At 71.1% G+C, this 19078-nt stretch carries 11 protein-coding genes; 6 read left to right on the top strand and 5 right to left on the bottom strand.

The genetic code is table 11. The annotated features are described in order from the left end of the window. From ACWESM_RS11925 to ACWESM_RS11910, 4 genes are all read right to left on the bottom strand, one after another. Complete coding sequence (locus ACWESM_RS11925; protein WP_355071483.1) at positions 1-645, bottom strand: HhH-GDP family DNA glycosylase; 645 nt, start codon at positions 643-645, stop codon at positions 1-3. A gap of 107 nt (positions 646-752) precedes the next feature. Beyond that, positions 753-2306: a dynamin family protein gene (locus ACWESM_RS11920; protein WP_355071482.1), complete on the bottom strand. Its 1554-nt coding sequence runs from the start codon at positions 2304-2306 to the stop codon at positions 753-755. Then, positions 2303-4165, bottom strand: coding sequence for a dynamin family protein (locus ACWESM_RS11915; RefSeq protein WP_452491640.1), 1863 nt, complete (start codon positions 4163-4165; stop codon positions 2303-2305). The genes ACWESM_RS11920 and ACWESM_RS11915 overlap by 4 nt, the downstream gene beginning before the upstream one ends. Positions 4166-4202: 37 nt before the next feature. After that, on the bottom strand, positions 4203-8045 hold the full coding sequence (locus tag ACWESM_RS11910) for an IniB N-terminal domain-containing protein (RefSeq protein WP_452491638.1): 3843 nt from the start codon (positions 8043-8045) through the stop codon (positions 4203-4205). Between the two features lie 298 nt (positions 8046-8343). On the opposite strand from ACWESM_RS11910, the gene ACWESM_RS11905 reads away from it, so the two are divergent. The 6 genes from ACWESM_RS11905 (at position 8344) to ACWESM_RS11880 (ending at position 17838) form a co-directional block, all read left to right on the top strand. After that, positions 8344-10131, top strand: a complete 1788-nt coding sequence (locus ACWESM_RS11905; protein ID WP_364424702.1) for an Hsp70 family protein — start codon at positions 8344-8346, stop codon at positions 10129-10131. Beyond that, positions 10124-12697: a LuxR C-terminal-related transcriptional regulator gene (locus ACWESM_RS11900; protein ID WP_452491636.1), complete on the top strand. Its 2574-nt coding sequence runs from the start codon at positions 10124-10126 to the stop codon at positions 12695-12697. The genes ACWESM_RS11905 and ACWESM_RS11900 overlap by 8 nt, the downstream gene beginning before the upstream one ends. A gap of 47 nt (positions 12698-12744) precedes the next feature. Then, complete coding sequence (locus ACWESM_RS11895; RefSeq protein WP_364424706.1) at positions 12745-13854, top strand: hypothetical protein; 1110 nt, start codon at positions 12745-12747, stop codon at positions 13852-13854. A 163-nt stretch (positions 13855-14017) separates the two neighbouring features. Then, positions 14018-15376: a S1 family peptidase gene (locus tag ACWESM_RS11890; protein ID WP_355071471.1), complete on the top strand. Its 1359-nt coding sequence runs from the start codon at positions 14018-14020 to the stop codon at positions 15374-15376. A gap of 112 nt (positions 15377-15488) precedes the next feature. Next, positions 15489-16814 carry a trypsin-like serine protease gene (locus tag ACWESM_RS11885; RefSeq protein ID WP_379249222.1) on the top strand — a complete coding sequence of 442 codons (1326 nt, stop codon included), beginning with the start codon at positions 15489-15491 and terminating at the stop codon, positions 16812-16814. A gap of 136 nt (positions 16815-16950) precedes the next feature. Beyond that, complete coding sequence (locus ACWESM_RS11880; RefSeq protein WP_364424709.1) at positions 16951-17838, top strand: NRDE family protein; 888 nt, start codon at positions 16951-16953, stop codon at positions 17836-17838. A gap of 70 nt (positions 17839-17908) precedes the next feature. Here the strand turns inward: ACWESM_RS11880 and ACWESM_RS11875 are convergent, their stop codons facing one another. Continuing rightward, complete coding sequence (locus tag ACWESM_RS11875) at positions 17909-18625, bottom strand: hypothetical protein (RefSeq protein ID WP_355071465.1); 717 nt, start codon at positions 18623-18625, stop codon at positions 17909-17911. Between the last annotated feature and the right edge of the window lie 453 nt (positions 18626-19078).

The following is a 19078-nucleotide window of genomic DNA, read 5'->3' as shown; positions in this document are numbered from 1 at the left end:
TCAGGGCGCGGCGGCGAGAACCTCGTCGGCGATCTTCTCGTCCAGTGTCACCCGCACCAGGGCCGCGGCGAGATCCGCGGTGTGGTGGTTCGGCGCAAGGCGGGCCAGCCGGTCGGGATCTTCCGGCAACTGGACCCGCTTGGCGCCGCGCAGGGCTCGCTCGTCGAAATGGGGCTGGACCCAGGGCCAGGTGTCCTGGACCTCGCGTAGGAAGATGTCGGCGCCGGTGGGGCCGATGCCGTCGAACTCCTGGAGCAGTTCGGCCGCGCGCCGCGGGTCGTTGTCCGCCTTCTTCGCCAGCTCGCGCAGATCACCGTGGTAGCGGTCGAGCACGCGCGTGGCGTTGTGGCCCAGCCTCGTCGCGGTGCTCTCGTCGTAGCGGCGATAGTTTCCCCGCCCCAGCGCGTCGACCAGCTCCTGCCAGTCGGCGTCCGCCACCCGGTGCGGCGTCCGATAGCCGCTGCCGATCAGCTCCCGGGTGGCCCCGATCGCGATCTCGGCGGAGATGCGGGCACTGAGCAGCTGGGAAAGCATGAGCAGCTGGAACAGTGCGGCCGGTTTGTCGTCGAGCGTGATACCCGCTTCCTCGGCATATCCCGTGCCCGCACGGACGAGCAATTCGTGTACGACGTCCTCTTGGCTCATCGTTACCTCCTCTCGCTACCAGGGCGCATACCCGGGCCCACGTCGACTACACCGCCCTACATGGCGTGGATACGACGTCCCCGCAGGTCACCGCGCCGCCGGGGCGATCATTCCGGCAGCACGCTCAGGGTGCCCTCCGCGCTGCGAGCGGCGGTCAGGCAGGCCGTGGCGGTGAACTGGTCGGCGAGCGGGTGACGTGCCCGCGCGCGCCATTTCCGGACCGCGGCCATCGCTTGGGCCCGCTGCGCGGGGAGCGGTGCGTCGATCGGGAGGCCGAGGCGCAGATGGGGTGCGATCCCGGAGCCGCCGATGAGGCGGTGCAGTTCGGCGAGATCGTCCGCGGGCAGCGCCAGCTCGTCGGTGCGCAGGCGGCCGAGCAGGCGCAGCTCGGCGAAACCGTGCACATCCGCGAGCAGGGTGCGCACCCTGGGCAGCAGGCGATCGGCCGGGGTGCCTCGATAGGCGGTCAGCACCCGGGCCAGCGCGGTCAGCGCGGAATGCGCTTTGAGCTGATCGGCGCGCTGACCGAACTGCACGTCGAGCACCGAGCGCAGTTCGTCCACGCCGCTGCGGCTGGTCAATTCGGCGGCCAGCGTGGCCGAATCGCGCACGCCGAGCCGGATCAGCGTGACCGCCATCCGGATGCCGAACAACCCGAACCGCTCGGCCAGCTGCGCGCGCAGTTCCGGCGGCACCGGAAGCGGCACGTCGGCGCGCGCGAAACGGTCCGCCGAGAGCAACGCGGCGCTCAGTTCGTCGACCGGGACCCGCGCCAGCGCCTCGAAAGCCGCGAACTCCTGCTGACGCAGCGTCGCCGCGGCGAACGCGAGCAGCCCGGCGACCGGGATCACCGCCTGGCACAGACCCGTCCGTTCCAATTCCCCGGCGAAACGCGTGGCGACGTCACGCGCCGAGTGCAGCGCATCGATCCGGCCCGCCCCGATCTCGTCGGCCCGCGAGACCACGCCGACGATGCCGAGCGGGCCGGGCGCCCCCGGTCCACCGTTGGCCACGGCGGTTCCGGCGCCCACGCGCTCGAGAAACTGCACGTCTGTCGCGTCCAGCCGGCGCAGCAGGTAGACCACCGCGTCGGCGCCCGGGATGGCGACGCTCTGCTCGGACCGCTCGTCGTCCGCGCCGGGCGTCAGCAGACGCGCGGTGCGCCGCGACACCTCGCGCGACAGCGACGACGTGCCGGGGGTGTCGATGATCGTGGTGTGCGCGAGCGTCGCGGCGGGCCACTCGACTTCGAGATGATCGACCTCGCGCGGAGCCGGGGCGTTCCAGTTGAGCCGCTCCAGGTCGAAGGTCAGCCCGTGCGTCCCGCTGCCACGGCGGACCACGACATGCGCGCGGGCCCCGTCGGGGGCGTACGCCGTCACGCTGGGTGTGGAGCCGTACCGATACCAGGTGACGACCCTGGTGCACTCGGTCGCGTCGGTCGGGGCGATGTCCTGTCCGACAAGCGAATTCAGCAGTGTGGACTTGCCCGCCTTGATCGAACCGGCGAGCGCCACCCGCAGCGGCTGATCCAATCGGCGGGCGCAGTCGGCCAGCAGGGCACGAGGCCGCGGCTCGCCCGCGAGCGCCGCTTGCGCCGCCCCGACCAGCCGATGCGCCTCGGCGACGATTCCCGGCACCGGGCCACCATCACGTCTCACGGGGTTACCGTACCGGCGGGTCCCATCGGTAGTGCGTTCTGCATGGCATCGGCGTATCGGCGCAGTTCGGCGACCACGCGCAGCTGCTGTTCCAGTTGCGCACCGCGTTCGGCGCGGCGGGTGGCGACCATGGACGCCGCTTCCTGCGCGGCCCGCAGCGACTCATCGATCGAGCGCAGGCTGCGTTCGGCGACGCCGGCGTAGTGGTCGCGCAACGCGCGGTGGATCCGGTGCAGTCGATCCTTCGACTCCTTACCCGCCTGGAACGCCACATCGTCGACGAACCGGCGCACCGCCGCCTTCGCCTCGTTGCGCCGCTTGGCCAGCCTGGCCTGCTTGTCGTCCCGGAAAGCCTTGCCGCCCACGATCAAACCGGCGCCGATCGAGATCGGGTTGAGCATGGCGAGCCCGGCGAAGGTGGTGGCCAGCCCGACCATGAGCACGCCGCCGTAGGAGCCGCGCATGCCGACGAGCAGTTTGCTGCCGAGACCGATGTCGGGTTCCAGATCGGCGAGCGTGCCGGTGATGGCACGGCCGGTGTCGGCGCCTGCGCCGGGGCGCACGTCCGGCAGGTCGACGGCGCCGAGTTCGGAGAAGTGCTCGGCGACGCGCTCGGCGAGTTGAATCGCTCGCGCGTGGGTCCACAGCAGATTGTCGCCGAGCGCGGTATCGACGGTGCCGGTGAGGTGTTCGGCGATACGGTCCCAGTGCCTGCCCGGATCGTGCTCGTCGATCCATTCCTCGGTGCTGCGCGCGAGATTGCGCAGACGGTCGCGCAGGTCGTGGTCGACGTCTCCGGCGAGGTCGGTGATGCCGTCGGCGAGCGTCTGCTGCCAGGCGGCGGTCCTGCGGTGCAGTTCCTCCGCCGCGGAACGGGCGGATTGCAGCTCGCGCACCGCCGCCGCGCCCTGGGCGGGATCGCGGACCGCGACCAGCTCACTGCCCAGAGCCAGCGCGAGATGCTCTGCCGCGGAGCGGATGTCGCGGGCCACGGCGGTGCGGGTGGCGAGCTGATCGCGCGCAACCACCTGGTCGCGCAGGAAGGTGTACAGCACGCCGAAGCCGGATTCGACGCCCAGCTGCGCGTCCTGCAACCGCATCGCGTGACTGCGCAGCAGTGACGACACCGGGATCATCGGCACGTCGAGGCCGGCCCGCGTGAGATGGCCCAGATCGGCCTCGTGCACCTGGCGCCAGTGCGGGTACAGGTCGGTCTTGGTGAGCAGCAGCGCCACCGTCGGGCACAGTTCCCGCACCTGCCGCAGGAACGCCAGCTCGGGCTCGGTGAGTTCGGTCGACGCGTCCGACAGCACCAGGACCGCGTCCGCGGCGGGCACCAGTCCGAGCACGCCCGCCGCGTGAGCGTTGCCGTGCCCGCCGACGCCGGGAGTATCGATCAGCACGATGCCATCGGCCAACAACGCGTTGGGGATCTGGACCTCGAGCCGCACGATCCGACGTCCCTGCGCGAGCGGGGCGCGCTGATCGATCGCACCGATCTCGGCGATCGGCACCGTCACCCTGGTCTCCGCGCCGCTGGAGTCGCCGTGCGCCGCGAGGACCAGCTCCGCGCGCGGCTCCGGACCGTGCGCGAGCAGCATCGGCACCGCGGTTGTGGCGTCGTCGCCCACCGGGCAGATGTCCAGGTTCAGCAGCGCGTTGACGAAACGGCTCTTGCCCTGGTCCAGCTGCCCGGCGACGACGATGCGCCGCCGCGGGTCGCGGACCCGGTCGGCCGCCACTTCGAGGCGGCCGACCAGATCGTTGCGGCCCGCGGCACGGGCCGCCGCGATGGTTTCACCGAGTACCGACAGCAGCGGTACCGCCGGTGGAGTGGCGTTCGGCGCGGGTGTCCCCATCGCGGTATGGACCTCTTTCCGTATTACCGGGCAACTGTCAGTGCAGGAATGTATCGCCACCCAGCTCGGCGCCCGCCGAACCGCTCAACTCCGTGCCCGCATGGGTGTCGCCGAACAGGCCTGCGTCGGCATGGCCGCCCGCGGTGCTGTCCAAGCCCGAACCGAAGGCGCTCGACACATCCAGCGAGGACCAGGTGTGCGCGGTCGAGCCGACGCTGCCGCCGAGACCCGCGCCCGTGTCAACGGCACCGTGCGCCGCGCCGCCGGCGGAGCCCGCCAGTCCGGCGCCCGCGTCCGCCGCGCCGCTCACGGTCGAGTGCGCCGCACCGCTGAGGCCGCCCGTCGCGTCGAGACCCGTGGAGAGACCGGAAGCCGCGTGCGAACCGGCGCCGATACCGCTGTCCAGACTCGAACCGAGATGCGCTCCCGCGCTGGACGCGCCTTCCAGACCACTCGACAGACCCGCACCCGCGCTGCCCGCAGCGCCGAGACCGGTCGACAAGCCGGTCTCCAAGCCCGAACCAGCCGCACCCTCGATCCCCGTGGAGAGACCGGAAGCCGCGTGCGAACCGGCGCCGATACCGCTGTCCAGACTCGAACCGAGATGCGCTCCCGCGCTGGACGCGCCTTCCAGACCACTCGACAGACCCGCACCCGCGCTGCCCGCAGCGCCGAGACCGGTCGACAAGCCGGTCTCCAAGCCCGAACCAGCCGCACCCTCGAACCCGGTGGAAAGTCCGGAGCCGAGTCCCGCACCGGCTTCAGCGGCCGTGCCCAGTCCGGCCGACAAACCCGAAGCGAGTCCGGCACCAGCGTGAGTTCCCGCATCGAGCCCAGCCGAAAGCCCCGAAGCGAGTCCGGTACCCGCCTGAGCTCCCGCATCGAGCCCAGCCGAAAGCCCCGAACCCAGCCCCGCACCTGCCTGCGCACCGCCGTCGATGGCACCGGTCAGCCCGGCTCCAAGGCCGGTACCGGCGTGTGCCCCACCGCCCACGCCGGTGGACAGGGCCCCATCGAGGCCGGTGGACAAGCCCGTCTCCAGGCCGCTCGCCCCGTGGACTCCGGCGTCGAGCGCCCCGCCCAGACCGGTCCCGAGGCCCGCACCGGCCTGCCCGCCGGTGTGCAGGGAGCTGTCCAGTCCGCCGCCGAGCTCCGCTCCGGTGTTCACGGCCGCGCCGAGACCCGTCGCGAGTCCGGTCTCCAGGCCCGCCGTCGCCTGCGTTCCGAGGCTTCCGGCACCACCGATGGCGGAGGAGAAGTTGCTTCCGAGTCCGGCGGCCAGGTTGCCGGAACCCTGCGCGGCGGTGTCGATTCCGCCGGTGAGCCCGGTCGTCGCCTGCCCGGTGGCATCGAGCGCGCCTCCAAGCCCGGTCTCCAGACCCGACCCGATCTGCGCACCCGCGTCGGCCGCCCCGTGCAACCCGGTGGACACCCCGGCGCCGAGACCGGCACCCGCCTGCGCACCGCTGCCGAGAGCCGCGTCCAAACCGGTGGTCACCCCACCGGCTCCGTTCACCGCGCCCTCCAGACCCGCACCCGCGGCGCCCCCGAGATTCGCACCAAGACCGTTCGACGCATCGACAGCACCGTTCAGACCCGCACCAAGACCCGTCGCGGCGCCAGCGGAACCATCCACAGCGCCTCCAAGATTCGCGCCCAAGCCGGTCGTCGCATCAACAGCACCGCCAAGATTCGCACCAAGCCCCGTGGCGGCACCCGCAGCACCCTCCAGACCCGCACCGACACCAGCGGTCAAATCCGTAGCAGCGCCGGCGGAACCACCCACAGCACCGCCGAGACCCGCACCAAGCCCCGTGGCGGCACCCGCAGCACCCTCCAGACCCGCACCGACACCAGCGGTCAAATCCGTAGCGGCACCAACTGAACCACCCACAGCACCTCCCAGGCTCCCACCCAAGCCGGTCGTCGCATCGACAGCGCCGCCGAGACCCGCACCGACGCCCGCGGTCAAGTCCGTAGCAGCGCCGGCGGAACCATCCACAGCGCCTCCGAGGTTCGCGCCGAAGCCGGTTGTCGCGTCGAGAGCGCCCTCGAGACCCGCATCGAGATCCGTGGCGGCACCCGCAGCGCCCTCCAGACCCGCACCGAGCCCCGTCGTGGCATCGACCGCACCCCCAATGCCCGCACTGAGACCAGTCGTCGTATCAACGGCCCCTTCGAGGCCTGTACCCACGCCGGTACCGAGATCCGCCACCCCGCCGATCGCGCTCTCGAGGCCTGCGGTCAGATCGGTCGCCGCACCCGCAGCTCCGCCGATGCCCGCCCCCAGACCCGTGCTGACATCAGCCACACCACCCAAGCCCGCGCCGAGACCGGTCGTCGCATCGACAGCACCGTTCAGCCCAGCGCCCAGGCCTGCACCCGCCTCTGCGCCGGCACCCAGCGCCGCATCCACACCCGTAGCCAAGCCACCCGCCGCATCGACAGCTCCCCCCACACCCGCACCGAGACCGGTCGTCGCATCAACGGCACCCTCCAGGCCCGCGCCGACACCGGCACCGAGCCCCGTGGTCAGATCAGTTGCTGCACCCGCAGCTCCCTCGAGACCTGCGGCGACATCAGCCGCACCACCGACGGCGCCACCCAAGCCCGCGCCGAGACCGGTCGTCGCATCGACAGCTCCCCCGACATCCGCACCGAGCCCCGCGGTTACGTCGGTCGCCGCGCCCAGACCACCCTCCAGGCCCGCGCCCACACCGGTGGTGAGGTCCACCGCACCACCGACCGCGCTGTCCAGACCCGCGCCGAGGGCGGTCGTCGCGTCGACAGCCCCCCCAAGACCGGCACCCAGGCCCGAGGTCACATCGGTCGCCGCGCCCAGACCACCTTCCAGGCCCGCGTTCAATCCCGCGGAGATGTCCGTGGCACCCTGCACAGCGCCTTCCAGACCGGCGCCGACACCCGTCGTGATGTCCGCCGCGCCACCGATGGCGGTTTCCAGGCCCCCGCCGAGCCCGGTCGTCGCGTCGACAGCACCCCCGATACCCGCACCGAGATCAGCTCCCGTCTGCACACTGCCGCCGATACCCCCGGTCACGCCGGTTGCCGCGTCCACCGCGCCTTGCAGCCCCGCGCCTAGTCCGGCACCCAGGTCCGCTGCCCCGTTCACCGCGCCTTCCAGCCCGGCGCCCAGTCCCGCTGCCCCGTTCACCGCGCCTTCCAGCCCGGCGCCCAAGCCCACCGCCGCGTCCGCCGCGCCTTCCAGGCCCGCGCCGAGGCCGGCGCCCGCGTCTATGCCGGTGGAGAGGCCGGTCTCCAGTCCGGCGGCGATGTCGCCCAGCCCTTGGGCGTCGGCGTTCAGGTCGAGGCCCGCGCCGATACCGCTGATCACCTGAGCGCCCGCGCCGAGCAGGCCGCCCACGGCGGCGGACAGGTCGGCGCCCGCGTTCACCACGGTCTCGAGGCCCGCCGCCAGCCCCGCGCCCAGACCTGCGCCGAGCTCCAGGCCGGTTTCGATCGCGGTGTTCAGTCCGGCACCCACGTCCACGCCGGTACCGACACCGAGGTCGACGTCGAGCCCGCCACCCGCACCGGCACCGGCACCCAGATCCACGCCGAGATCGGTGCCGAGGTCGACTCCGGCATCCGCCACCGCCGCCGCGCCCACGGTGCTCGCCGCACCGATCGCGGCGGCCGTGCCGGTCTGCGCGCCCGCGGCCACGATGGACTGCAACTGGGAACCGCCGGTGACCAGAGCCGACTCGGCGACCATCGGGGCGCAGAGGGCGATGTCCTCCGGCGTCACCGCGCTCAGGCCTGCGGCGGCCAGCGCCTGGGTCGGGTTGGCGCAGTAGGCGACCGCGGCCTCTTGGTTCCGCAGCAGACCGAGGATGAACTCCAGAATCGCGTTGGGTGTCATGAGAATCTTCTCCTGAGTCCCGGCGGACCTCGCTGATCCGCAGTCGTTGGAATGCAAATCACGCTAGGAGCGCATCGCGTTACGCCGAAACGGGGCGGACCCCTACGACCGGCCGGGGCCGCCGGATAGGGGTGGGAGCGGAATTAGGGGAATTTCCCTAAACGTCCCCCTAACGAAGTAACGGCGGATGGCCAGCAACCGACAGAACGGTTGCGTCGGCAACCACAACGCCCAGCGCACGATCTCGGACATGCAGCAGCGACACCGGAACAGACAGCTTCTCGAACGGGGTTCTCGAATGACACAGCGCCTGGCGCTCGGCATCACTGTCGGAGCGTCGAATTCGGTCGCCGTGGCGGCAACGGAGGATGGCGACGACGGCCTCGGCCGGTCCGGCGGCGGCTACCTACGCTCGCATCCGAGCGTGCTGCGGCTGTCGCCGGACATGGCGCCCATGCTCGGCGCGGGCGCCGGCTCCACCGGCCGCCATTCCAGCGACGTTCTGCTGGAGGGTTTCCTCGCCAGGGTCGGCGACCCGGTCGGCATCCTCGCCGAGGACGGCTCATCTTATTCCGCCCCCGACCTGGTGGCGACCTCGATCGGCTGCCTGGTCGACGAGATCGCCGCCGAGAGCGGCCCGAGCGGCGTTCAGGCGACGGTCGCCTGCCACCCGGCCTGGTGGTCGCGGCACACCGTCGACGTCCAGCGCGACGCCCTCGAGCGGGCCGGACTCGGCGAGGTGACGCTGGTGCCGGAGCCCACCGCCGCGATCCGCTGGCTCGACGCCGCGCACGGCAGGGCCGACGACGGGGCGGTGATCGTCTTCGATCTCGGCGCGACCGGCTCGACCGTCTCGGTGGTCCGTACCGGCGAGCACGCAAGCCTGCTCGGCACACCGTTGCGCAGCACCGACGTCGCCGGCGCGGAATTCGATCTGCTGACCATGCGCTATGTCCTGGCTAATGCGGTGCTCGCCGCGGATTTCGATCCGTTCGATCCAATGGTGGAACGCGGATTATCGGCATTGCGCGAGCACTGCAGGAAAGCGAAAGAAGAGCTTTCCATAAATACCGCGACCGTTGTTCCGGTGCGTGTGGACCCCGCGGATCCGCAGGGCAGCACCGTGCGTCTGGTGCGCGGTGAACTGGAAGACCTGCTGCGCGGACCGCTGCTGAGTGCGATGGACCTGATACGCGACGCCGTGCACCGCGCCGGGCTCGATATCGGCGACGTCGGCCGCGTCCTGCTCACCGGAGGAGGAGGCGCCATACCGTTGGTCGCCGAACTCGTCTCCTCCGAGTTCGGATTGCCGGTCGTGGCGGCCCCGGATCCCGAGCACACCACGGCACGCGGCGCGGCGCTGCTGGCCGCCGACCTGCTCGCCGCCGAGACCGACCAACTCCCCATGGTCGATCCGGTGGTCGAGGACGAGACCGTGCCGCAGCCCCGAGCGCTGCCCTCGGCGGGACTGGCGGCGCTGCCCGAGGAGCCGCCTGCGCGCAGGCGCGCACTGATCAGCAGGCAGCGCATCGCGGTGGTAGCCGGTATCGCGGCCGCCATCGGCCTGCTGGCGACCGGCACGCTCGCGATCGGCACCAGCATCCAGTCCGGCCAGGACAACCCCGCCTCGACCGAGCAGTCCGGCACCGGCGCCGTCCAGGTCGCCGCGACGACGGGCGCGCAGACGGGCACGGAATCCGCATCTTCCGGTGTCGCCGCCACGGACTCGGCGAGCGCCACCGGCCGACCGCGGGCAAGGAACGAAGCGCCGCAGGCCGGTTCGCCTTCGTCCGCAGCTCAGGGCACGACCGCGGCCGTGGTGAAGAGCGAACAGAATCCCGATCAACCTGCCCCCGCGCCCGCCGTGGACTCCCCGGCGCAGCAACCCGCGCCGCAGCCGCAATCCCAACAGCCGTCTCCTGCTCCCGCGCCCGCACCGGCGCCGACCATCCCACCCGCGCCGACCCAGCAACAGCCCCGGCCTACACCGCCGACCGCCCCGAGCCTGCCGACCGGCGGGCTGGGCGACACCCTCGGCACGGTGCTGCGCGCTCCCGGAGAGATCCTGGGAGGCTCCGGTGGCTGATACCGCCTTCGACACCCTCCCCTGCGCCCGCGACATCTTCCGCGATCTGGATTCCGCCGACGACCAACCGGTGGTCTACCTGATCCGCGGCCGGTCCCAGACCGGCAAGTCGACGCTGCTCGCGGAGATCCGGGCTCGTCTGCGCGCCCGCGGCGTCCCGTTGCAGGACGACATCGCCGCGCTCCAGCACGCGCATGCGCGCAACGGCGCGCACCCCGTGCACCACACGACGAGCACCGCGGGCGTGACGACCGACATAGCCCGCCCCGCGCTGATCATCGACAATGCCCACACGCTTGGCCGACTCGATCTCGAATACCTCTGCGCCGCAGTGGAATCCGGGCATCGAACGATGGTGATCGCCGCGCAGCCGCGCCCGCACGACCCGCGGCTGCGGATGCTCGCCGACGCCGTCGCCCGGCGTGGTCGCGTGGTCGACCTGCGCCCACTGGGCGTCGCGGACATGGCGCCGTTCGCCCGAGAACTGGGCATGATGGTGCCGCGTCAGGTCGCGCAGCACATTCATGTGCAGACCGCGGGTATCCGCGGCGGCGTGGTGGCCGCGCTGACAGCCGCCTGCTCGGCGCGTCTGGACGCGAGCATCACCGCCGTCGACACGGCCGTCGCCGCGTGGGCGCGCGGGTTGCTGGACAACCTCGCGCCCGACCTGCTGGAGACCCTGGTTGTCGCCACGACGGGCACCGGCCTGGATTCCAGCGAGCTCACCGAGGTGCTCGACGTGGAGCAGGCCGTCGCGCAGGATCTCATCGACCGAGCCAGGGCCAGCGCCCTGGTGACCGACGCCGACCTGCTGTTGGAACCCGCCGTTGCCCCACTGCGCACGCTGCTCGGCGACCGCAGGTTCGTCGCGGTCGAGCGCCGGTTGCTCGGCGCCCGGCTGGAGGCGGGCCTGCTGCGCGACCGCACCGCCTTGCAATTGGCCGAGTCCGGCGTCCGCGATCCGCGGCTCGCCTCTTTCCTCGTCGACGCCGCCGAGCAAGCCGGTCGCGACGCGGTTCGCTATTACGCCGCGGCGGCGGCCGCGGGTGCGGAACTGGATCTGATCGCGCTGCGCTGGGCCGAGGCGGCCGCCAGGACCGGCGACGGTGAGACCGCCATGCGCCTGGCCGAGCCGATGCTGGCGCGGTCGGGCAGCACGGGCGCGGACCTCGCCACGGCGGTGCGGATCTGCGCGGCGGTGCTCACCCGCCGCGGCCTGGTCGGTCGCGCGGCGCAGCTGTACACCTGGCTCGGGGGGCACCGGGTCGGCCCGGACTGGGCCGTCGGCGCCACGGTGTTGTGCCTGGCGGGCGACGTGACAGGCGCGCGGGAGATGTCCTCCTCGGCGACGAAGTGGCCGCCTACCGAAGCGGGCGCGCACGCGCGGCTGATCGCGACCGCGCTCGCGGACACCATCGAACCGGGCAACAACACCGCCGCCGCGGTATCGGCGCTGGTCCAGGCCGCCCATGCGGACGCGGGCGTGGACCGCTTCCTGCCTTGCACGGCGGCCTCCATCGCCACGCTGCTCTCGCTCGGCACCGGCGAGCCCCGCCGCGCCCAGGACGCGTTGCGGCGAGCCACGGCGAGCGGCCTGCGCTGCCATCAACTCGACGTGCTCGCGGCTTGGACGGCGATGCTCGGCGGCGACGAGCGCGCCGCCGCGGCCACCGTGGCCGCGCTCGACCACGATCGGCTCGACGTCCGCGACCGCCTGCTCGCGCACGGCGTCGCGGTCGGTCTCGCCCGGCGCAGCGGCGACCACACCGCGCTGGCCCGTGCGTGGCAGGCGGCGTATCCGTTGTTCGACGACGTGCAGACCGACCTGCTGGCGCTGCTGCCGATCGGCGAACTATGGCTGGCCGCCATCCGGATGCGCGACGAACGACGGATCGCGCCCCTGGTGGACGCCGCGCTGGCGCTGCTGCGTCGCTTGGACGATCCGCCCGCGTGGTCCAACGCCTTCCACTGGTACGGCGTGCAGGCCGCGATCGCCCACGAGAGCCCCGAGGAGCTGCTGCCGCACGCGCGCGCGTTGAAAGCCGCGGCCGAGGCGGGTGACCGGCACGCCGCCGTACTCGCCGACGCGGGCCGTACCTGGGTGCTGGTGCTGCGCGGCCAGGTGGTCAGCGCGCCGGTCCACGCGGCGGTCGCCGCCCTCACCGAAATCGGCATGACCTGGGACGGCGCCCGGCTGGCCAGCGAGGCGGCGCTCGCGGCGCCCGACTCGGCGACGGCCACCGCGCTGCTCAAACTGGCCCGCACGGTTCGCGCCGACGCCCGTCCGCAGGAGCCGCAGGCTCGGCAGGCGACCCCGGCCGCGCACAACGGCGACACCCCGCCGCCCGTGCCGCCGCAGGCCGCGATTCTCAGCGAACGGGAACGCGAAGTGGCCGAGCTGGTTCTGCTCGGGCTCACCTATCGGGAGATCGGTGCGCGCCTGTACATTTCGGCGAAGACGGTCGAGCACCACGTCGCGCGCATCCGACGCCGGGTCGGTGCCCGTTCCCGTTCGGAGTTATTGTCGATGCTCCGCGCCATGGGACACGGTTCGCTTCTGGTGTGACCGGGTGCGGTTCCGTCAGCGGGAACGCCGAAGCGAGGTAGGTGAGGATGGCCACTGGGGTTGGCCTGCGCGTCGCCGACGACGAGTGCACGGCGGTCATCGTCACCGACGGTGACGAGCAGCCGGAGTACATCGTCCGGGAGTCGGTACTGCACATGTCCGAGGACGGTGACGCCGAATTGGGCGGTCCCCCGCCCACGGAGGAGTCCCACTCGATCAGCGGCTTCGTGGCCGCCGTCGGCGACCCGGCGGGTATCCCCGTCGACGACGGTGAGGCGTACCGCGCCGAAGACCTCGTCGCGACCGCCCTGTTCTGCCTGATCAACCTGGCCGCCGAACATCTCAGCGGAGCGGCCGAGTTCTACGCGACGCATCCGGCGGACTGGCCCGCCGAGCAGGTGCGTTCGCTGCGTGACGCGCTGGACTACCTCGGTCTGCGCTCGGTGCTGCTGGTCAGCGAGGGTGAATTGCCCAGCGCCCAAACCGGAGCCGACGGAAGATCGTTCGCCCACGACGCGGCCAGAGGGGCGCTGGCGGCGGTGCTCGCCACTCCGGCAGGGGCCACCCCGCCGGACCCGTCCACCGCGGAGAACTCGACGGTGGACACCATCGTCATCCCGGCCGTGCCCGCCGCCGACGCGCAGCCGCAGGCGTACTCGGCGGCCATGCCGATCGCCGAGCCGATCGCGGCCACCGAAACGAAGCAGGTCGAGCAACAACCACAGCCGGCGGTTCCAGCGCGGCAACCGAAACGCACGCCGCTGGTGATCGCGGGCGCCGCGGCGATCGGCCTGGTGCTCGGCGGCATCGTGGTGGCCATGCTGCTGCGCGACGGCAGCGAGACGCCGGTGCCGCCGCTGCCCGACGCCAAGTCCGAGCCGACGTCGGTGCTCCCGGCCCCGCCGCCGGTCGTGACCACCACGGCGACCACCACCACCGAGACGTCCGAGCCACCGGTGGTGACCGAGACCACGACGCCGGAACCGACCACGCCGACGCCGGAACCGACCACCACGACGCCGCCCACCACCACGCCGACCACCACCCCCACTCGGACTTCGACGACGCGGACCATCACGCCCACGACCAATCCGTTCGGTCAGCAGCTGCCGCAGATCCCGACCATCCCCGGAATGGGAATACCGGGTAGTCGGTGATTAGTAGCGTCCTTCTCGGGTTTGTGGCTTAGAGTGTTGCGCTGACCGGGTTGTCGGATGATTTTCCACACACCGGTCGATTGCTGGACGAAGACTGTGTGCCAACGGATTCTGCCCGTGGCCACGGATTTAGCTGGCACGTGCGTGCCGACGAAGGGACTTCATGCGCAAGTTGGTGGCGCGTCGCGCCGCGGTCAAAGCTGTCGCCATCGCATCGACCGTTCTCCTGACTCCCTTGTTCGGCACGACCACCGCCTCGGCGGTACCCGAAGCACCGGCGCAGCTGGCCGCGGACAATCTCCCTCCGGAACTCGTGCAGGCCATCGCGCGGGATCTGAAGATGACCCCGACGGAATACCTGGACCGCGCCGCGCGCGCCCAGCAGCTGCGTGACTACGCGCGCGGATTCCGTTCGGAGCGGCCGGATTCCTACGCGGGCGCCTGGATCGGCGCCGACGGCAAGCCCGTCATGGCGGTCACCTCGCTGGACGCCGCCAAGATCGCCGCGGCCGACGGATACCAGACCCGGCTGGCCCCCGTGTCGGCGGACAGCCTGGAAGGCTCGCTGGTGCAGCTCAACCAGTGGATCACCGGCCTGCCGCGCGAGATCTCGCAGGCGATCAACTCCGTGGCCATCGACTTCCTGAACAGTCAGCTGGTGCTCAGCGTCGCCAACACGCCCGCGGGTCACATGCTCAACCTGCCGACGCTCCTGGCCAACATCAAGGTCATCCTGTCGCCGAACAGCGGCGGACCGGTCGAGCGCAGGCCGATGGGCGGCGACACCTACATCAGTGCACCCGGTTCGCTCCAGGACTCATCGCTGCGCGCCGTCGACGTGTGCTCGTTCGGGTTCAACAGCGTCGACGCCTCCGGCAACGCGCTGAACATCAGTGCGGGCCACTGTGATCCGAACCTGGGCAAGGGCAACCAGGAGGCGGGCGTCTACCTGCCGAACGTCCGGGACATCCCGGCCAGCCCCGAACTGGGCACCTTCGTGCGCGCCTCGCTGGGCGGACAGTCCGCGCTGGACTACTCGGTGATCAAGCTGAACGAGCGCGCGGTGCGGGCGGGCATGGACCAGCCCTCGGTGCGCGGCGCCAACGGCACGACGCTGGCGATCACCGGCACCGCCGACCCGATCACCGGCGCCCCGGTCTGCAAGTCCGGTCAGTCGTCCACGTTCACCTGCGGCTTCGTCGTCGCCGACCGGGTGGAGACCCAGCTCTACACCGCCGAGGGAGAGAGCAAGACCGTGCGCGGCTTCGCCAGCTCGGCCTGCACGCTCGGCGGCGACAGCGGCGGCGCGATCGTGTCCGGCACGCTGGCGCTCGGCATCACCAGTGGCTCCAACGCCGCGGACGCGCCGAACTGCAACGAGGCCAACGTCGCGCTCGCGCAGTACGGCGGCACCGCGTCCCTCGGCATCCCGATCCGGGCGATCCTGGCCGACATCGACGCCTCCTCCGGCGGCGGAATCGGCAGCGGAATCAGCGTGCGCACCCGGCCGAACGCGAGCTGAGCGCGCACCCGCGTGGTGTGGCGATCGGCATACTCCCGGTCGGAGGGCTATGAGCGAGTCGGGAACCACAAGATGAGTAGGCATCCCGCGTCAAACCCCATATAGTCTGCTCATGCTCCTGCCACGTATAGGACCTCCCCGATCGACTGCGCGACAGACCGTAATCCGAAAGACAGTGATCGCCGCCTCGGCGGCGATACTGCTGTTCGGGCCCACGGCGGCAGTAGCGACGGCTCAACCCGACCATGCTCCCGGTCTGCCCGCCGAGCTGGTCGCCGCGGTGACCCGCGATTTGAAGATCTCGCCCGACGAGTACCTGCACCGCGCGGAGCTGGCGCAGCAGGTCGCCGCGTTCGCCACCACCGCCCAGCGGCAGTACCCGGCCGTGTTCGGCGGCTCCTGGCTGGATGACGCGGGCAAGGCGGTCGTGGCGCTGGCGCAGGGCCCCGGCGCCGACGAGGCGAAGAAGGCCGCGGAGTCGGCCGGTTTCGAGGTCCGTAACGTCGCCAAGAGCGAAGCGGCCCTGCGTGGCGAGAAGAGCGCGTTCGAGCGCTGGCTGGAGGGCCAGCCGGAGTCGGTGCGGTCGCTGGTGCGCGGCGCGGTGGTGGACACCGTGAACAACGCGATCGCGGTCCGCGTGGACCAGGTGGGTCTGCCGATGCCGAACTTCATCGACCCGGCGCGCGTCATCGTGATGGCCCCGCCGGTGGCGGGCGAGCAGGGCACTCTCCAGGCCGGTGACATCGCGGGCGACGCGCGCGGCGCGCTCGCGGGCGGCGACGGCTACGCCTCGGTCGCCGGACGCAGCTCGCTGCGCTGCTCGCTCGGCTTCAACGGCACCGACCGCAACGGCAACACGGTGAACATCACCGCGGGCCACTGCAATCCGGACATCCCGTCCGCGGGCAGCGGCAACGCCGCGGGCGTCTACGAGATGAACGGCGACCGCCTCGGCGCGCAGCTCGGCGTCTTCCAGAAGTCGGTGCTCGGCGAGCAGGACTACTCGATCATCCGGATCAACGACCAGGCCAAGGACCGCTTCGCCAACAACGGCGTTCGTGCGCCCGGCGCGGCTCCGATTCCGGTCGACGGCGTGGCGACCCCGGTGGTCGGCGCTCCGGTGTGCAAGTCCGGTGCGCGCACTGGCTTCAGCTGCGGCGTGGTCAACGCCGTCGACCAGACCGTGCAGGTCGGCGACCGGGAGCTCACCCAGAGCTTCTCGGCCAACATCTGCGCGCTGCCCGGCGACAGCGGCGGCCCGATCGTGACCGGCCGGTTGGCGCTCGGCATCTCCAGCGCGTCGTCGGTGGCCGACTACCCGATCTGCGAGATCCCGAACCTGATCGGCGCGCTCACCGGTAACGTGCCGCAGCTGTTCGCGCAGCCGGTGCACGTGGTGCTCTCCGACAACCCGGGACTGCGCGTACGCACCAACTGACCGCGGGAACGCGCGAAAGGCCGGCAGCGTCGAGCTGTCGGCCTTTCGCCGTCTCCGGGGCTTTCCACTGCCCTTACGCGGCCCGCAGGGGGAAACGCCGCATGGCATGCGGTAGCGGTCCGGCATCCTGGACCGCATGTGTTTGGTGTTGATCGGCTGGCGCGCGCACCCGGAATACCGGTTGATCGTGGCCGCCAACCGGGACGAGTTCTATACCCGGCCGACCGAGTCCATGCGTTGGTGGCCGGAAGCGCCCGGTCTGCTCGCCGGACGCGACACCGGGGCGATCGGCCGGGCGGAGGGCGAACCGCCCGGCACCTGGCTCGGCCTGAGCACCCATCCGCACGCCGACAATCGCTTCGCGGCCGTCACGAACGTGCGAAATCCCGCCGATCAACGTCTCGATGCCCGTTCCCGTGGCGCGCTGCTGATGGATTTTCTGCGCGGCGCGTCCGACCGCGGTCCGGCGGGCGAGTTCCCCGGGCCGGAGAAGTACGTGCTCGACGTCGCCGCGGGACCCGACGACTACAACGGCTACAACTTGGTGGTCTCCGACCTGCGCACGCTGTGGTGGCACTCCAATCGCAGCGCCGCGGAACCGCGCGAACTCGCCGCGGGCTTCCACGGGCTCTCCAACGGCACATTCGTCACGTCGGCTGGTCCGAGCCTGGCGGAAACCGATCTGATCGCTCCACAGCCCATCTGGCCCAAGATCCGGGCGGGTGTGCGCGGACTGCGCGAGGTCGTGCGCACCGAGCCCGGTGCGGTGGACCGCTACTTCGAAGTGCTGGCCGACCGCACCGAAGCCGCCGACGACGAACTTCCGCGCACCGGCGTCCCGTATGAGATGGAGCGGGCGCTGTCGGCCAGGTTCGTCGCGCACACCGTGCACGGGACAAGGGCGAGCACGGTGCTGGTCGTCCGCGAGGACGGGACGTTCGAAATGGTGGAGCGCTCGTTCGGCACGCTGGGCGAGGAACTGGGCGAGAACGTCGTCCGCGGCCTGCTGGATCTGACCGGGTAAACGACCGGCGGCCCGCCCCCCGAAGGAGAGCGGGCCGCCGAGAATCTGACGAGCGGGTGAGACCGAGGGCTTACTTCGGCTCGCTCGGCTTGTCCGCCCACTTGGTGGTGCCTTCCGGCGCCTGCAGCGTGTTGATCAGATCGATACCCGCGACAGCGAGCATCGGTCCGCCGACCGCAACGGTGCCGAGGATGCCGCCGATGCCCGCGCCCGCGATCGCGGCCGGGATGCAGCCGACGCCGAGGAACGGCAGGCCGAGGATGCAGCCGATCACCGCACCGCCGATGACGCCGACGGCGGTGCCGAGGAAGCCACCGACGGCGGTCGCGATGCCGAACTGGCTGGCGAACTCGTTCTGCGCGCGCTGGTTCTCGATCGGCGAGGCGATCGGCTGCGCCACGACGTTGACCGCGTTGGCCGGCTTGTCCTTGGGAACGGTGACACCCTGCTCAGGCGTCAGCTCGAGCACCGTGTTGTCTTCCTTCACGATCGGCTTCACCGGGACGACGGTGTCGGCGACCTTGAAGGCGATCGGCAGTGTGAGGACTGCGTTGCCCTGCGAATCCTTGATCCGGTAGACGTCGTCTTCCTTGACGTCCTCGGACGACTTGGCCAGCTCGAATGTTCCCCCCTTGAGCGTCGTCACGACGGTCTTCTCCACCAGCTTGACCGAGTACCGGATCGGGTCGGGCGTAGCAGCGGCCGGCTCGGCATGGGCGGTCCCCAGTCCGATGGTCATCGCACCGATGACCATCGCGGCCGCCGCGGTGGTTCTGCGGAGTTTCAATTCAGTTTCCAATCCATCATCAGGTCGTGCGTTACCGCTGGTCTTCAGCACGCGAGAGCTCTGTACAGCAAATCCGGGTGGTCGGCTCCGGATCCTCCCCGAGCGGTGTGAAGACGGTCGTGGCAATCAGAACGTCGTGAGCCTAATAGAACGCCGCGTTTTAAGCGAGATCCCTTATCAGGCATGGGGACTAAGCCAATCCTTACCGACTGGACGGAATGCTTCGCCGTTTACGGTGGTGGTCGACCACTCGCCAGCGTGATCTGGGCAATTTACTGTGACATTCATCACAGGTAAATAGAGGGTCAAGCCCCAGCATATGGGGCTATAGCCCAAAAGCCCGATCGTACGATGGACATGGTTGTTACTGGCGGGTAACTTGCTGCCGGTTAGGATACGAGCCAACCGAGGCGGTAGCAGAACCAGCCGCGCTCGTTGTGCCTCTAAAGAAAG

It is taken from the genome of Nocardia sp. NPDC003999 (assembly GCF_053604885.1).
This window is presented reverse-complemented; position numbering and strand designations above follow the sequence as displayed.

What these genes read in the sequence shown, in the direction of transcription:
- ACWESM_RS11925 (WP_355071483.1), bottom strand. Translation starts at nt 645, where the DNA reads ATGAGCCAAGAGGACGTCGTACACGAATTGCTCGTCCGTGCGGGCACG.
- ACWESM_RS11915 (WP_452491640.1), bottom strand. Translation starts at nt 4,165, where the DNA reads ATGGGGACACCCGCGCCGAACGCCACTCCACCGGCGGTACCGCTGCTG.
- ACWESM_RS11910 (WP_452491638.1), bottom strand. Translation starts at nt 8,045, where the DNA reads ATGACACCCAACGCGATTCTGGAGTTCATCCTCGGTCTGCTGCGGAAC.
- ACWESM_RS11905 (WP_364424702.1), top strand. Translation starts at nt 8,344, where the DNA reads ATGACACAGCGCCTGGCGCTCGGCATCACTGTCGGAGCGTCGAATTCG.
- ACWESM_RS11895 (WP_364424706.1), top strand. Translation starts at nt 12,745, where the DNA reads ATGGCCACTGGGGTTGGCCTGCGCGTCGCCGACGACGAGTGCACGGCG.
- ACWESM_RS11890 (WP_355071471.1), top strand. Translation starts at nt 14,018, where the DNA reads ATGCGCAAGTTGGTGGCGCGTCGCGCCGCGGTCAAAGCTGTCGCCATC.
- ACWESM_RS11885 (WP_379249222.1), top strand. Translation starts at nt 15,489, where the DNA reads ATGCTCCTGCCACGTATAGGACCTCCCCGATCGACTGCGCGACAGACC.
- ACWESM_RS11880 (WP_364424709.1), top strand. Translation starts at nt 16,951, where the DNA reads ATGTGTTTGGTGTTGATCGGCTGGCGCGCGCACCCGGAATACCGGTTG.